General features: G+C 68.1%; 14 protein-coding genes and 1 tRNA gene. All 15 read right to left on the reverse strand.

The annotated features are described in order from the left end of the window. Positions 1-25: 25 nt before the first annotated feature. Positions 26-922 carry a DUF881 domain-containing protein gene (locus ACEL_RS06320; RefSeq protein WP_148204560.1) on the reverse strand — a complete coding sequence of 299 codons (897 nt, stop codon included), beginning with the start codon at positions 920-922 and terminating at the stop codon, positions 26-28. A 19-nt stretch (positions 923-941) separates the two neighbouring features. Then, entirely contained in the window at positions 942-3,467 is a 2,526-nt protein-coding gene (locus ACEL_RS06325; RefSeq protein WP_011720066.1) for a mannose-1-phosphate guanyltransferase, read from the reverse strand. Then, positions 3,464-4,114 carry a cardiolipin synthase ClsA gene (gene clsA / locus ACEL_RS06330; protein ID WP_011720067.1) on the reverse strand — a complete coding sequence of 217 codons (651 nt, stop codon included), beginning with the start codon at positions 4,112-4,114 and terminating at the stop codon, positions 3,464-3,466. The genes ACEL_RS06325 and clsA overlap by 4 nt, the downstream gene beginning before the upstream one ends. A gap of 74 nt (positions 4,115-4,188) precedes the next feature. Beyond that, a tRNA-Pro gene (locus tag ACEL_RS06335) sits at positions 4,189-4,265 on the reverse strand. Positions 4,266-4,316: 51 nt separating this feature from the next. Next, positions 4,317-5,693, reverse strand: coding sequence for a ribosome biogenesis GTPase Der (der, locus tag ACEL_RS06340; RefSeq protein WP_011720068.1), 1,377 nt, complete (start codon positions 5,691-5,693; stop codon positions 4,317-4,319). Beyond that, a complete protein-coding gene (cmk, locus tag ACEL_RS06345; protein WP_011720069.1) occupies positions 5,690-6,457 on the reverse strand; it encodes a (d)CMP kinase in 768 nt (255 codons plus the stop codon). Before cmk ends, der begins: the two co-directional genes overlap by 4 nt. Positions 6,458-6,585: 128 nt before the next feature. Next, positions 6,586-7,701, reverse strand: a complete 1,116-nt coding sequence (locus tag ACEL_RS06350; protein WP_011720070.1) for a prephenate dehydrogenase — start codon at positions 7,699-7,701, stop codon at positions 6,586-6,588. Positions 7,702-7,803: 102 nt separating this feature from the next. After that, entirely contained in the window at positions 7,804-8,613 is an 810-nt protein-coding gene (locus tag ACEL_RS06355) for a pseudouridine synthase (protein WP_011720071.1), read from the reverse strand. Next, the gene (scpB, locus tag ACEL_RS12435; protein WP_011720072.1) at positions 8,606-9,223 is read right to left on the reverse strand and encodes an SMC-Scp complex subunit ScpB; all 618 of its coding nucleotides are present in this window, start codon (positions 9,221-9,223) and stop codon (positions 8,606-8,608) included. Before scpB ends, ACEL_RS06355 begins: the two co-directional genes overlap by 8 nt. Position 9,224: 1 nt before the next feature. Beyond that, entirely contained in the window at positions 9,225-10,013 is a 789-nt protein-coding gene (locus ACEL_RS12440; protein WP_202943333.1) for a segregation and condensation protein A, read from the reverse strand. 35 nt (positions 10,014-10,048) lie between these two features. Next, a complete protein-coding gene (locus tag ACEL_RS06370) occupies positions 10,049-10,765 on the reverse strand; it encodes a hypothetical protein (protein WP_011720074.1) in 717 nt (238 codons plus the stop codon). Positions 10,766-11,115: 350 nt separating this feature from the next. After that, positions 11,116-11,961, reverse strand: coding sequence for a ParA family protein (locus ACEL_RS06375; protein ID WP_274376846.1), 846 nt, complete (start codon positions 11,959-11,961; stop codon positions 11,116-11,118). Between the two features lie 317 nt (positions 11,962-12,278). After that, positions 12,279-13,214 (reverse strand): site-specific tyrosine recombinase XerD, encoded by a 936-nt coding sequence (gene xerD, locus ACEL_RS06380; RefSeq protein ID WP_011720076.1) that lies wholly within the window; start codon positions 13,212-13,214, stop codon positions 12,279-12,281. Between the two features lie 123 nt (positions 13,215-13,337). Beyond that, complete coding sequence (locus ACEL_RS06385) at positions 13,338-13,958, reverse strand: NUDIX domain-containing protein (RefSeq protein ID WP_202943334.1); 621 nt, start codon at positions 13,956-13,958, stop codon at positions 13,338-13,340. Between the two features lie 26 nt (positions 13,959-13,984). Then, positions 13,985-15,661 (reverse strand): CTP synthase, encoded by a 1,677-nt coding sequence (locus ACEL_RS06390; RefSeq protein ID WP_011720078.1) that lies wholly within the window; start codon positions 15,659-15,661, stop codon positions 13,985-13,987. Positions 15,662-15,699: the final 38 nt, after the last annotated feature.

Consider the following 15,699-nt stretch of genomic DNA (forward strand, 5'->3'; position numbering starts at 1 on the left):
ACGGTTGACCAAGTGCCTGCGGACATCACGATCCCCCCGGGCGACTGAGGACCTGCGCGTAGTGGATGACGATAGTGCCCGCCGCCGGCAGGGTGAGCCGTGACCTGGCGGTAACGGTGAACCGGAGTCCGTAAACCTGCTGCCAGGTCTGGTAAAGCGCCGCCGTCTGGGTGGCCAGGAAGCGGGCCGCAAGGTCCGGCGGGCCGACCGCATCGATCCGGTACGGCGCGGCAATCGCCCGGTAATCGACGAGGATCGCCGAGCCGGCTTGCCGGATCGCGGTCGTCGCGGTCAGTCGCTGGCCGCCGACGGCAATCGCCTCAGCGCCGCTGGCGAAAAGCGCGTTAACTACAGCCTGCAGGTCGCGATCGTAGACCGTGCCGAGCGCGTCGGTCCGCTCGTCCCCCGTTCGAGGCGCATCGGCGAGGGTGACCTCCGCCCCCGGACCGGCAACCGGGGTCGCCCCGGTGAGGAGTGATAGGCGGTCCAGTTCGGCCCGCAGCGCGGCGCCTTGCGTCGACGTGGACAGCGCGGCATCCCGGGCACTCGCGATCTCAGCCCGCAAGTCGTTCGCTCGACTGCGTAACGCATCGACAACCGCACTCTGACTTTCGATGCTGCGAAGCAGCGCCGCCCGGTCGCGCGCAGCGGCGGCGGCGTTCTGCCGGGTCGTCACCCAGGACGTGGCAAACAACACACCGGCCGCCGCGAGCACAACTGCCGCAATCGTCGCCGAGAACCGGCCGATCGCCGGCCGCTGCGCCGCCCCCGGCGGCGATATCCCACGACGCCGCGCCGCCTCGTAGTACCCCTCGTCGAGCGCATGCGCCGCTACGTCGGCAAGCAACGACATCGATGCGTCCGGACGAGACTGCCGCGGCGCCTCGTGCCGCGGCTGACGCGCCGCTGTTTCACTTGTCATCTGTTTCACTTGTCATCGATCAGCCGGCAATCGCGTCGATGACGCTGGCCCACTTCTCCAAGAGCTCGGTCGCCGCATCGGCATCCGGTGCCTCCGCCCAGAGGTGCGTGATCGCCTCGGCCGGGTCAGGCAGCACGAGCACCCACGACTGCTCATCTTCGACGATGCGAACCCCGTCGGTGGTCTCCACCGGCTTGCCACCGGCGGCGTGCAGCACCGAGCGCATGACCAGCCCCTTGGCCGCCCACGGAGTCGGCACGACACGCCGCAGCACGTGAGCTTGCGGGATGCGACCGTCGATCTGGCTCAACGTGAGCTTGGTCCGGGCAACCAACCCGGTCAACCGCACAAACGCAGCGAGCCCATCGAGCGCGGCGCTGAATTCCGGGACGATGTATCCCCCGCGTCCATCGCCGGCGAAGATGACGTCACCACGTCGCGCCGCCCGCGTCAGCTCGCTCGGCGCCGTCGGCGTCCACTCGATCGTCGCGCCATGGAACCGGGCCACCGCCTCGGCAACCCGGGTGGTCGTGACCGGCAAGGCGATCCGCCCGCCGCGGCGTTCCGCGGCAACGAGGTCCATGAAGACCAGTAGGGCTCGGTCATCGTGGATGATGACGCCGCGTTCGTCGACCAAACTAAGACGCTCGCCCATCGCGTCGAACCGGACGCCGAAGGCCGCGTGCGACGACGACACCAAGTCACCAAGCCGTTCCAGGGCGCGCATGTGTTCCGCGGTCGTCTCGGTCGGCGACAGCTCGTCGAGACGATTGTTGACGGTGAGGACGTCAACCCCGATCCGGCCCAGCAGAGTAGGAAGCACCAACGCGGCTGTCCCGCCCGCCGTGTCCAGCACAACCTTCAGCCCGGCCTCAGCGATCCCCGAGGTGTCAATACACCGAAGCGCTTCTTGGGAGTAGGTTTCCAGCGTTCGGTACGGCACGGTGATATCCGCGATTTCGCCGGGAAATGCGCGCCGGAATTCCTGCCGGGAGAAGACCCGCTCCAGTCGCCGTTGCTGTGCCGGGGAAAGGTCGGCGCCGTTCTCGTCCAGCAGCGTGACATCCACGCTCTGTGCGTCACCGGGCGTCGTCCGCACGATCACTCCGCCGACGGCGTCCGAATGCGCGATTTCGAACCGGGCCACCGGCGCGGGAATCGCCTCCAGGTCGCGGACGTTGACGGCGCTGGCAGTCAATGCGCTGATCATCGCCCGGGCCAGCGCGCGGCCCGCGCGGGAGGCATCCCGGGAAACCGTGACGACGTCCCCCTTGCGCAGCGTCGTGGCGTACGCCGCACCCAGCCGCACTGTGTGCTCAGGGGTTATCTCGACATTCACCAGGCCGGAAATGCCGCGGGGTCCGAAAAGCGCCCGTTGCCCGCGGGATTCCCAGATAACGCTGGTATTGACGACGGCGCCGGCTTCGATTGTCTTGAACGGATAAACACGGACACCCGACGATAAGAACGCCTCCTCCTCCACGACACACTCATCGCCGACCACCGCGCCCTCTTCAATACGAGCGCCGCGCATGACATCCGTATTCTTTCCGATAATGCAACCGCGCAGCGTCACCTGCGGTCCAATAAAGGCATTGTCGTGCACCACCGCGCGATGCAGCACCGCGTGACGCTTGACCACCACATTGCTGCCAAGCACAGAGTATTCCCGCACCTGGGCGTCCGCCTCGACTTTCGCATAATCGCCAATGAAGAGCGGGCCTTCGAGAACGGCGTCGGGATCGACATCCGCACCCTCGCAAATCCAGACTCCCGGCCGCACCTCGAAACCGTCGATGTCGACATCCACCACCCGGTTGAGAACGTCAGCCTGCACCTTGAGCAGGCTCTCCAGGGTGCCGACGTCTTCCCAATACGCGTCGGTGACGTACCCGTACAACGGTGCCCGCGCCGCTAACAATTGCGGAAAAACGTCATGCGCCCAATCCGTCGGCTCGCCGACCGGCACGTAGTCCAGAATTTCGGGTTCCATAACGTACACGCCGGTGTTGACCGTGTCGGAGAAGACCTGACCCCAGGTGGGCTTCTCCAGGAACCGCTCGATCCGGCCCGAGTCATCGCAGATGACCACGCCGAATTCCAGTGGATTCGGCACACTTTTGAGCGCAACCGTCACCAGGGCCTGCTGGGCACGGTGAAACGCCAGCATGTCGCTGATGTCAATGTCTGTCAGCGCGTCCCCGGAGATGACGACGAACGGGCCGTCCCGCAGCTCCGCTTCGGCGTTCTTCACGCTGCCGGCGGTACCGAGCGGCCGCTCCTCGGTGGCGTATTGCAGGCGCATGCCGAGCTCGTCGCCGTCCCCGAAGTAATTGCGGATGAGGGACGCGAGGAATTGCACCGTGACAACGGTCTCGGTCAGACCATGCCGTCTCAGCAGGCGCAGGACGTGTTCCATAATCGGCCGGTTCACCACCGGCAGCAGCGGCTTGGGCTGATTGGCGGTCATCGGACGGAGGCGGGTGCCTTCACCGCCGGCCATCACGACGGCCCGAAGGGGGGACGGCGGAGCAGGAACGGTCATGCCGACGCCTTTCCGGATGGCGCGTGCGTAACGCGACCATCATGATGGCGCAGGCGTCGAACCGCCAAGAGCCGATGGGCCTGCAGGGCGTACAACACACCGGCGTACCAGTACAGCCCGACACCCCAGAGGGCGAACGCCCACCCCACGGTCCGGGCGAGATGCGGCACCGCCCCGTGCCCGGCGCCGAGGAGGAGCAGCGGCAGGGCGTACAGCAGGGTCAGCGTCGCGGTCTTCCCGAGAAAGTGCACCGGAAGAGGGCCGAGACCAGCCCGGCGCAACGCGGGCAACCATCCGGCAAGCAGGAGGTCGCGCCCCACAAGAACCGCCGTCAACCACCACGGCACGATGTTGCGTACCGATAGGGCAACCAGGGTCGCGATGATGTACAGCCGGTCGGCGGCAGGATCCAGCAACTGGCCAAGCCGGCTCTCCTGGCGAAGCAGCCGGGCAAGCTTGCCGTCCAGCCAGTCGGTCACCGCAGCACCGGCCAGCACGCCGAGCGCCCAACCGTCGGCGTGAGGTCCCAGAACGAGCCAGACGAACACCGGGACACCGAGCAGACGGGCAAAACTCAGCGCATTGGGCAGCGTGACGATGCGACTGGCCTCCCGGTCGGCGCCGGTCGCCGTTCCCGGCTCTGGCATTGCCCGACCTCCCTACCGGGACTTCCGGTGCCGGCGCATGCCGCCGCAGGCCGTTCCCCGATGGCGGCGGCGAGTGGTCGGGACGGCGGGATTTGAACCCACGACCCCTTGACCCCCAGTCAAGTGCGCTACCAAGCTGCGCCACGTCCCGAAGGCAGTTGCCCGTCCGAAGCGTACCGCACGGTCGGCGTCCACCCGAGGTTCACCGCTGACCGCGCGACCGTCGACGGGTGCGCGGCTGCCGGGCTCGAACCGACAGGTCGATCGGTGTCCCCGGAAAACCGAAGGTCTCGCGCAACCGCCGCTCGAGAAAACGCATGTACGTCGGCTCGAGCTCCCCGGACGTGAACAAGACGATCCGCGGCGGACGGGTTGACGCCTGGGTGGCGAAGAGCGGCCTCGGTTGGCGGCCGCCACGAACCGGATGCGGACGAGCGGCAACCAGTTCGCTCAACCAGGCGTTGAGCCGGGCGGTGGGAACCCGCTGCTCCCAGCCGGCCAGGGCGGTTTCCAGCGCCGCGGCGAGTTTCTCCACACCCCGGCCGGTGCGGGCCGAAATGTTGAGCCTGGGCGCCCACCCAACGTGTCCAAGCTCCGTCTCGATTTCGCGGGCCAGCGCCAGCCGGCGGTCGGCGTCCACGGCGTCCCATTTGTTGAAGGCAAGGACGAGCGCCCGCCCGGCGTCGATCACCTTCTGTACGATGCGCACGTCCTGCTCGGTTATCGGTTCAGCCGCGTCCAGCAGGACCACGGCTGCCTCGGCGTCCCGGATCGCCTGGTCCGTGCGCAAGCCGGCGTAGAACTCCGCGCCGACGGCGTCCCGCATGCGCCGGCGCAGCCCGGCGGTGTCCACCACCCGCCAACGGCGGTCGCCGATTCGGACGATGGCGTCGACCGGGTCCCGGGTCGTGCCGCTCACTGCGTCGACCAACGCCCGCTCCTCGCCGGCGAGCCGGTTGAGCAAGCTGGACTTGCCGACGTTGGGTCTTCCGACGATGGCCACCCGCCGAGGAGCATCCGGCGCGGTCTCCGGCTCGCCACCTGCTCCGCTGCTCGGCAACGCGGTGATGACGGCGTCGAGCAGGTCCCCGCTTCCCCGGCCGTGCAGGGCACTGACCGTGTACGGCTGGCCCAGCCCAAGCGACCAGAGCTCACCGGTGTCGAGCTCACCGGCGGCGCTGTCCACCTTGTTGGCGACCAGCAGGACGGGCTTGTCGCCGCGGCGGAGGAGCTTCGCGACCGCGGCGTCGGTCTCGGTGATCCCCACAGTTGCGTCGACGACGAAGAGCACGAGGTCCGCAGCGGCGACCGCAAGCTCGGCCTGCGCGGTCACCCGGGCGGAGAGGCCGCCGGCTCCCGGCTGCCAACCGCCAGTGTCCACGATGGTGAAGCGCCGCCCGGACCAGGTGACCTCATAACTCACCCGGTCCCGGGTCACCCCAGGCACGTCCTCGACGATCGCCTGCCGCCGGCCGACGATGCGGTTGACGAGCGTCGACTTCCCCACATTCGGACGGCCGACCACCGCAACGATCGGAACCCGAACGGTCTCATCCGATGCTGACGCCACGGAACTCATGGTGTGGCCGGCGAAGGGTTCACGGTACGGTCCAGGCCGGCGTCGCTCGGGCTGGTTGGATCGCCGCCGGAGCCGAGCCGCTCTGCTACCAGGGAGAGGATGCGGTCCAGCACGGCGTCGACGTCGAGGTCCGTGGAGTCCAGCACCACCGCATCAGCGGCCGCGGTGAGCGGCGACGCTGCACGGCTCTGGTCCAGCTGATCGCGGCGGCGCAGGTCGTCGTGGACGTCGTCGACGTCGGTCGTCCCCCGAGCGGCGACGGTGTCGGCATGCCGTCTGGCGGCACGGACTCGGGAATCGGCCGTCAGGAAAATCTTCACCGCCGCGGTAGGCCAGACGGTTGTGCCGATGTCCCGGCCTTCCACCACGATGCCGCCGTCGCCGATCAGTTCCCGTTGCCGGCCGACGAGCACGCTCCGCACTTCCGGGACAGCGCTGACCGCGCTGACCGCCTGCGTGACCTCCGGACCACGGACGGCATCGGTCACGTCAACGCCGTCCAGCCGGACGGCGGGATGGTCCGGTGCGAGCGCGAGGTCGAGAATGTCCACCACATGCCGGGCCGCTGCGCTGACCGCGCGCTCATCGGTTAGGGAGACGCCATTCCGCAGCACCCAGAGCGTCACGGCCCGATACATGGCACCGGTGTCGAGGTAGCGCAGGCCAAGACGACGGGCCACCGCCCGGGCGACCGTCGATTTACCCGCGCCGGCCGGCCCATCGATGGCAATCACCATCGAGCGAAGCTCATCGCGCGTCTTCATCCAGTGCCGCCTTCACGATGCATGCCGGCCGTGCCGGGACGGGCAGCCGCCGATCGGGTCAATTCTTCCGGAGCCTCCCGGTCGCCTTCCGGAGCCTCCCGGTCGGCCCTCACGGTAGCGTCCGGCACCTACACGTACAGCTGCCATCCAGCGTCGCGGACACACCGGATCAAAGCTTGTGCCTTGTCCTCCCGGACGTCGAGCTCGACGACGCCGACGGGCCGGCCCGGCTCGTGCTCCACCCGCACGTCTTCGACGTTGATCCCGGCTTCAGCGAGCGCGCGGAGCAGCGCAGCCAGCTCGCCCGGCGCGTCGCGAATCGTCACCGCAACAGTGGCGAAGCCGGCGGCCGGTTCGCCGCGCTTCACCGGCACCCGCAACCGGCCCTGCACGCCGGTGCGGAGCAACTCGGTGAGGGCGGTCGTCGCCGCGGCGTCCCCACGCGCAATTCGCGCCACGTACGCGGCCGCGTCCTGAAGCCGCTGCTGGAACCGCTCCAAATAGCCGAGCAGATGATCGGCATTTGCCGCCAGGATCTCCGTCCAGAGTTGCGGGTCGCCCGCGGCGATCCGGGTAACGTCCTGCAGGCCGGTGCCGGCGAGCGCAGTGAAATCGCGTGGGGCGTCGACGAGCTGGGCGGCCAGTACGGAGGCCAACAGGTGCGGGAGGTGCGAGACGAGAGCCAGTGCGGCGTCATGCTCCTCGGCGGTCATGACCACGGGAGTGGCGCCAGCGGCAACGGCGAGTGCACGCACGGCGGCAATCGCTTCCTCGCCGGCCGCCGGGGTCGGCGTGATGACCCACGGACGGCCGACAAAGAGATCGGGGTGCGCGGCGGCCGGTCCGGATCGTTCCCGACCGGCGATCGGGTGGCCACCGACGAATGTCGTCATATCGGCGCCGATCTTCTCGGCTTCGGCCAGCGGTTTGCTCTTCACCGACGCGACGTCCGTGAAACTCCGAGCGACGCCAAGGCGCTGGTAGCGGAGGAGCTCTCCCGCGACCGCATCGGGGGGGATGGCGAGGACGGCGATGTCATAACCGCCGTCGAGGTCCTCGTCGTGCGGCACACCTGCCCCGCGTTCGACCGCGAGGGCCAGCCGGCCGACCGCAATGTCGTGCAGCCGCGTCTCGATGCCCGCTTCCCGGAGCGCCAGCGCGAGCGAGGTGCCCATCAACCCGGTGCCGATGACGAGCACCCGGCGCAGTGTCAGCTCGCTCGGGTTGCCGTTGCTGTCTGCCACCGCTCACCTCTTCATGTGACGCCGCGTGGTGCCCGCGCCGCCGGGGGCGCCGTACGCCGGCGCGACCGTGAGCAGCGTACCGAATCTGCGATCACACGCCGGTTAGAGGCCGACCAGGTCGAGCAACTCCCCGAGTTCCCGAGGCGTCAACTGCCGGCGCGCGCCCGGCCGGAGCTGTCCCAACGCGACCGGCCCGATCGCGGTGCGCACCAACCGCCGCACCGGATGACCGACGGCCGCAAGCATCCGTCGTACCAAATGGGTGCGACCCTCGTGAACAACCACTTCAACCAGGGTCCGAGCACCGTAGCGCTCGAGAATGCGGACGGCGTCGGCTTGGGCCGGTCCGTCGGCGAGATCAACCCCCGAGCGGAGCAGGTGCACGCCGGTGCGGCCGAGGCGACCCTCGACGTCGGCGACGTAGGTTTTCGGCACGGCATGCGACGGGTGTGTCAGACGGTGGGTAAGCCGCCCGTCATTGGTGAGCAGGAGAAGTCCCTCACTGTCGGTGTCGAGCCGGCCGACGTGGAAGACCCGCACGGGAAGGTCGGCGACGAGATCCCCGACGCACGGGCGTCCGCGCGGATCGCTCATCGTCGTCACGACACCGCGCGGTTTGTTCAACGCGAAGTAAGCGAACGGAGTTGCCGGCGGAATCCGCTTTCCGTCGACCCGGATGACGGCGGTCTGCGGATCGACGCGCACGCCGAGCCGGGTGACCGGCACGCCGTCGACCTCCACCCGGCCGGCCGCGATGAGCTCCTCGCACGCCCGCCGCGATCCCACGCCCGCAGCGGCAAGGACCTTCTGCAAGCGAACCGCGCCGTCGTCGCCGGCGGGTAAGGAGAGGGCAGCCGCCCGGGAATGCGGAGCCAGCCCGCGCGGGCCAGGTGAGGACCGGGTGTTACTCATTGCCGGCGAGTTGTTCCTCAAGTGCCTCGATGGACGTGCCTTCAGGGAGATGGTCGGCGAGAGGCGGAAGCTCCGAGAGGTCGTTGATGCCTAGTTTCTCAAGGAAATAACGAGTTGTGCGATACAGCGTGGCGCCGGTGCCGTCTTCGGTGCCGGCTTCTTCGATGAGTCCGCGGCTGAGCAAGGTGCGAATGACGCCATCGACGTTGACGCCCCGGACCGCGCTGACGCGCGAGCGGGAAATCGGTTGCCGATAGGCGATGACGGCCAGCGTTTCGAGCGCCGCCTGTGTCAACCGTGCCTGCTGACCTTCCCGCAGGAAGCGCTGCACGACCTCGGCGTACGCAGGCCGGGTGTACAACCGCCAGCCACCGGCCACCTGGCGTAGTTCGATGCCACGGCCGGCGTCCGCCAGTGACGCAGCGAGTCGCGCAACCGCCTCCGCCACCTGTGGTTCCGGCACACCAAGAACCGCAGCCATCGCCGTCACGGTCACCGGTTCATCGGCGACGAAGAGCATCGCCTCCACCGCGCCCATCACGTCGCCCGTGGAGACGTCGCCCGGCTCGATCAGGGCCGGTTCCGGGTCGCCTGCCGCACCACCGTTCACGTCAGTACTCCTTGCCTTGGTCGGCGGGGACTTCCCACCGCACGATGAGATCCCCCAGCGGATCCACCTGCTCGAATACGACGACACCTTCCCGGAAGAGATCGAGCAGCGCAAGAAAGCGCCCGACGATTTCAGCGGTGGTCGCACAATCGGCGACCAGGGTACGGAATGACGCCGCGCGCAACCGCGCCAACCGGCGGCGCAGAACCGCCGCCTGCTCCCGCACGTCAACGATGGGGGCGTGCAGGTGCTCGATCTGGACCGTGGGCGGCGGTTTCGGCGCCAGCACACGGGCGGCGAGGGCGGCGAATCCGGCCGGACCCAAGCCGAGGAACACCTCGGGGAGAAGGCCGTGAAACTCCGGATCCGGACCCGCCGTGCGGGGATACCGCCGAGCCTGCTCATCACACATCGCCCCGAGGATGCCGGCGACTTGCTTATACGCCCGATACTGCAGCAGGCGGGCAAACAAAAGGTCACGCGCTTCGAGAAGCGCGACGTCCTCTTCGTCCTCGACCGGCGCCGACGGCAGCAACCGGGCCGCCTTCAAATCGACGAGCGTGGCGGCGACGACGAGAAAACTTGTCGCCTTGTCGAGATCCCAGGTGGGACCCATTTCCCGGATGTATGCAATGAAGTCATCGGTGACTTTCGATAACGAAATAGCGGTGATGTCCAGCTCGTGCTTGGCGATGAGCGCGAGGAGGAGTTCGAAGGGCCCGTCAAAAACACCGAGGTGGACGACGAAATCGTCGCCCGATGGATTCTCGACGGGCGGACGGTCGGTCACGGCTGCGTCGTGGGGCGGCGTCGACGTCCGGCGCGTCATGAGAGGACGGTAATCAGCGGGTCGATTATCGCGTCAATGACGGCGATGATGATCGGGTTACCGAAAATCGGCAGGGTGAGGACAAGGACGATGAGAAGTCCCCAATTGTCGTCTTCCAACCGATACCGGGCCCGCTGCCACCCGAGGGTTTTCGGCGCGAGCGCAAAGAGCAACCGCCCGCCGTCCAGTGGGGGAAGCGGCACGAGCGCCAGGAGCGCCATGGCGACGAGTTCGACACCGGCGAGGTAGAGCGCGAGCGGGCCGTAACCAACGAGGTAGTGGAAGTGATCGACGGCCATCATGTCGCCGTGCACCGTGTTGATGACCAACCCGCCGCCGGTCGGCCGGCCGATGGTGAGGTGATCATAACCGATGAGTGCCGCGGCACCGAGCACGAAGAGCACGACCGGGCCCGCGATGAGTGCCGCAACCACGCGTGATCTCCGGCCACCCCGGACCCTCGGGATGACGTCGTCCACCACGTCACTTCCCCAGCCGACACCACCGAGGACGGCGCAGAGCGCGCCGTACGGATCGATGAAGCGCCGGATTCCCCGCGCACCCGAGCCGAGCCGAGACCGCCCCGGCGAACGGAGAGCCGGACGACGGACACCGAGGATCCGTTCCTGGACCAGTCCCCGGGCGACGACACCGACGAGAAAGGCCGCAATCAAGACGGCGAGCGAGAAAGGAAAGCGCAGGGCGTACAGCACCGCTCAGCACTCACCACGTCGACGGGTGCGAAGACGAGCCGGACGGTTGGCTGCCCGATCGGTCGGCAGGACGGCGATCGCCTCCCGGACCGCACAACCACGATCAGCTGCGCGACCTCGGCAGCCGCGCCGAAGGGATGCCGCCCGCGTAAGGTGCCGTGATCCCGCAGACCGGCCGTACGTGTATCGACCGCGATGAAACGCGCCGGTTGGGCGCAGCGATCCCGCGTACGGGCCGTCCACCGTAAGTGTCTCCTTGCGTCGCAGTCGACCGGTCGAGTCGAGGGTAGACCGGGTTGCGACGGCGCGCGTCCGAGGTGTCCCGGCCCCCGACGCGCACGCAGCCGAGCTCACCGAGCCAACACCTCTCTCGCGAGATCACGGTAGGCCCGAGCAGCCGCCGACGCCGGGGCGTACGACGTGATCGGCTCCCCGGCGACCGTCGTCTCGGGGAACCGCACAGTTCGGGCAATCACCGTGTGAAAGACCCGGTCACCGAAGGCCTCGACCACCCGTGCCAGCACCTCGCGGGCATGCACGGTTCGCGGGTCGAACATGGTCGCGAGAATGCCCGTGAGTTCCAGCCGCGGATTGAGCCGTTCCCGTACTTTCTCAATCGTCTGCATGAGGAGGGCGACACCCCGCAGGGCGAAGAACTCGCACTCCAGTGGAATGATCACGCCATCCGCTGCGGTGAGGGCGTTGACGGTCAGCAAACCGAGCGACGGCTGGCAATCGATGAGGATGACGTCGTACTCCGGCCGCAACGGGGCCAGGACCCGCGCCAAGGCCTGCTCGCGAGCGACTTCTGAGACAAGCTGGAGCTCGGCCGCCGCAAGGTCAATGTTGCTGGGGAGCAGATCCATGCCCGGCGTATTGGTCTTGAGCAGGACGTCTTCGGCCGAGACGTCGCTCTCCATCAGCACGTTGTAGATCGTGCGGTCCAGTTCATGCGGATTGACGCCCAGACCCACGGAGAGGGCGCCCTGGGGATCGAAGTCGACGAGGAGAACGCGCCGGCCGAACTCGGCAAGAGCCGCACCCAGATTGATCGCGGTTGTCGTCTTGCCGACCCCGCCCTTCTGGTTGCACATGGCCAGCACCCAGGCAGGACCGTGCGTGGTGAGCGGCGGCGGGTCGGGAAAGACCGGCGACGGGCGGCCCGCGGCATCGACACCCTCGGCGCCCAGGCGCAGCGCCTCAGCCGGTTCGTCGCCCGGCGACCCATGGATCGACTTAGCCACGAATGTCGCTACCTCTCTGCCGATCGAACGACGCGGCGAGGCATCGAACGACCCCGCGATGCATCGCCCGTGGAAAACCTATGTGCTCCGCAAGCCGCCGAGCAACACCGGCCGGCGCGGGTCGGCAACGAGCTCCCGCGCCCCGGAACGCCGGCACCGCAGCAGACCGGACCGCGCGGTGCCGGCCGACGGCAGGGCCGACGGGCCGGCCGCGGGGATGCCCGGCCACCCGCCGGCTCACGTCCAGCCGCCCGCCGGTCCACGGCGGCTCAGCCGTGCGCCCGTGGGTGCGCCATCGCGTACACCTCGCGGAGCGTGTCGACGGTCACCAAGGTGTAGATCTGCGTGGTCGTCACGGAGGCGTGACCGAGCAGTTCTTGGACGACGCGGATGTCGGCGCCGCCTTCGAGCAGATGCGTGGCGAACGAATGCCGCAAGGTGTGCGGGGAGATCACCGTTGCTAAACCGGCGCGGAGTGCGGCGCGGCGGAGCACCGTCCATGCACTCTGCCGTGACAGCCGACCGCCGCGCGCGTTGAGAAAGACCGCGCCGCGCGCCGAACCGGACCGTGCCGCCGCAAGCAGCGCGGGGCGTCCGGCCGTCAGGTACTCCCGGAGGGCGGACCGCGCATACCCGCCCAGGGGCACCACCCGCTGCTTGCTCCCCTTGCCCCGCAGCCGCACCAGCCCGGCGTCCAAGTCAAGATCATCAATCGCGAGACCAACCGCCTCCGAGATGCGGGCGCCCGTTCCGTACAGCACCTCCAGCAGCGCCCGGTCCCGCAGCTCACGCGGTGCATGGCCGTCGACCGCCGCGAGCAATCGCTCCACCTCGGCTACCGTTATCGCCTTCGGCAGCCGACGGCCGGGCGTCGGCGGACGCACGTCACGCGACGGGTCGTCGGCGGTGATGCCGTCCATGGCGGCAAACCGGTGCAACCCTCGGACCGCGACAACGGCCCGGGCTGACGAGGAGACCGCCAGCGGCGGGTGGTCGGCGTCCCCGGTTCGCAGCGCGGCAAGAAAGGCGGTGATGTGCTCCTCGGTGACCGCCCGCGGATCCGTCGTCCCGCGTTGCTCGAGAAATTCCTGGTAGCGGCGCAGATCCCGTCGGTAGCCCGCAACCGTGTTCTTCGCCAGTCCCTTTTCGACGGCGACGTGCGCGAGGTAGGCCTCGACCAAGTCGCCGACAGTGCGGATTTCCACGGCTTAGCGGACTTCCACGGCCTAGACGAGGACGCCGCCGCGCGATGCCGGCAGCAGGCCGTGCCATTCCGCGGCATCCCCTAGACGCACGCCTGCCTCCTGCCTGTTCGCCGGTGCTGACCCTTACTGTGTCACGGCCCGCAGCCACGGGGCGGCAGCCGGTCGAGGCCCGCCCGCCACGCCGTCGAGGAGCAGGGCGCAGGCGGCGAGAATTCCCATGACGGCAAGGGGATTATGGAGTTCCCCGCTCAAGACCGCGCGTCGCGCATCGGCGAGGGGCACCCAGCGGGTGGGCATGTCGTACTCCTCGGCAACACCCACGTGCCGGTCTTCCGGCGGAAGCGCCTGGAGTTCGCGTGCGAGGTAAATGCGCACCGCCTCCGTCGACCCGCCGGGTGAGGTGAACGCGTCGACGAGCACCGCCCATTCCGCGGCTTGATAGCCAGCTTCCTCGGCGAGCTCCCGCCGCGCTGCGGTCAGTGGATCCTCTCCCGGGATGTCGAGGAGTCCCGCCGGCGGCTCCCACAGCAGACAGCCCACCGGGTGCCGGTACTGGCGAACGAGGAGCACGCGGAGTTCGGCGTCGACGGCGATGACACCGACCGCACCGGGATGCTCGACGACATCCCGGTCCACCCGGCCTGCCGGGCCAAGGTCCACCACGTCGGTCCGGAGGCTCACCACCCTGCCGGTGAAGTGCCGGTGCGTCGCGCACACCGGTCGCGGCGCTGGTTCGTCACGCACCGGCTCGCTCGCCGGACCGTCCTCCCTCATCGGGCGGTCGGGACCGGCTCGGTGTCCAGCGGGATCGGCGGACAGCGGTGGAGAAGGGCGGCACGGATCAAACCGGTGAAGAGCGGGTGGGGCCTGGTCGGCCGCGACCGGAGTTCCGGATGGGCCTGGGTCGCGACGTAGAAGGGGTGGACCGACCGCGGCAGCTCGACGAATTCAACCAGTTGACCGTCCGGCGACGTGCCTGAGATCACAAGGCCGGCGGCCTCGAGCTGCTGGCGGTACGCGTTGTTCACCTCGTACCGATGCCGGTGACGCTCCCGGACCTCCAGGCAGCCGTACAGTTCGTGGACGAGGGTCTCCGGCGCGAGGATCGCCGGATAGGAACCGAGACGCATCGTCCCGCCCATGTCGCGCCGGCCGGCGACGACCTCCATCTGGTCGGCCATCGTGGCGATGACCGGATACGGCGTCGCCGGATCGAATTCCGTCGAATTCGCACCCGCCAACCCGATGACATTGCGGGCGAACTCCACCACCATGCACTGCAGACCGAGGCACAACCCCAGCGTGGGAATACCGTTCTCCCTGGTATAGCGGAGGGCGCCGAGCTTCCCTTCGATGCCGCGGACGCCGAAGCCGCCGGGCACGACGACGCCGTCGACATTCTGCAACGCCTTGGCCGCTCCGCCTGGCGTTTCACAGGTGTCCGAGGCGACCCAGCGCACGTCGACCCCGGCATCGTTGGCGATGCCGCCGGCGCGCAACGCCTCGATGACGGACAGATATGCGTCGGGAAGGTCGACGTACTTGCCGACCAGCGCAATCGTGACCCGGTTGGCGGGGTCGTGCACGCGGCGCAACAGCTCATCCCACTGCGTCCAGTCCACATCCCGAAACGGCAATCCGAGTCGGCGGACGACGTAGGCATCCAGTCCCTCGGCGTGCAGAACCTTCGGAATGTCGTAAATACTCGGCGCGTCGACGGCGGAGATAACGGCCTCCTCGTCAACGTCGCACATCAAACTGACCTTCTTCTTCACATTCGGCGGAATCGGCCGGTCGGCTCGACAGACAATCGCATCCGGCGTGATACCGACCTGCCGCAGCGCGGCGACCGAGTGCTGGGTCGGCTTGGTCTTGAGTTCCCCGGACGGGCCGATGTACGGCAGCAGCGAGACGTGCAGGAAAAAGACGTTGTCACGGCCGACCTCATGGCGAATCTGACGGGCAGCCTCAAGAAAAGGAAGGGATTCAATGTCACCGACCGTGCCGCCGATTTCCGTGATGACGACGTCGACGTCCCTGCCGGCCATGCCGCGAATACGGTCCTTTATTTCATTGGTGATGTGCGGAATCACTTGAACCGTGTCGCCCAAATACTCCCCGCGACGCTCCTTTGCGATGACGCTGGAGTAAATCTGACCTGTTGTGACGTTGGCGGATCCATTCAAATCCGTGTCGAGAAAACGTTCGTAGTGACCGATGTCGAGATCGGTCTCGGCCCCGTCGTCGGTGACAAAAACCTCGCCGTGCTGAAACGGATTCATCGTGCCGGGGTCGACGTTGAGATACGGGTCGAGCTTCTGCATCGTCACCCGCAAGCCCCGCGCCTTGAGCAGATTTCCCAGGCTCGACGCGGTCAGTCCTTTGCCGAGAGAGGAAGCGACGCCACCGGTGACGAAGAGGTGTTTGGTCTGCTGTCGGGCCGCCACCTACCGGCCCCCCCGATCGGGTGTTTCCACGGGCTCTC

It is taken from the genome of Acidothermus cellulolyticus 11B (assembly GCF_000015025.1).
Lineage (GTDB): Bacteria > Actinomycetota > Actinomycetes > Acidothermales > Acidothermaceae > Acidothermus > Acidothermus cellulolyticus.

Coding starts and splice junctions, on each gene's coding strand:
- ACEL_RS06325 (WP_011720066.1), bottom strand. CDS start 3,467: ATGACCGTTCCTGCTCCGCCGTCCCCCCTTCGGGCCGTCGTGATGGCC.
- ACEL_RS06355 (WP_011720071.1), bottom strand. CDS start 8,613: ATGAGTAACACCCGGTCCTCACCTGGCCCGCGCGGGCTGGCTCCGCAT.
- ACEL_RS06320 (WP_148204560.1), bottom strand. CDS start 922: ATGACAAGTGAAACAGCGGCGCGTCAGCCGCGGCACGAGGCGCCGCGG.
- cmk (WP_011720069.1), bottom strand. CDS start 6,457: ATGAAGACGCGCGATGAGCTTCGCTCGATGGTGATTGCCATCGATGGG.
- der (WP_011720068.1), bottom strand. CDS start 5,693: ATGAGTTCCGTGGCGTCAGCATCGGATGAGACCGTTCGGGTTCCGATC.
- clsA (WP_011720067.1), bottom strand. CDS start 4,114: ATGCCAGAGCCGGGAACGGCGACCGGCGCCGACCGGGAGGCCAGTCGC.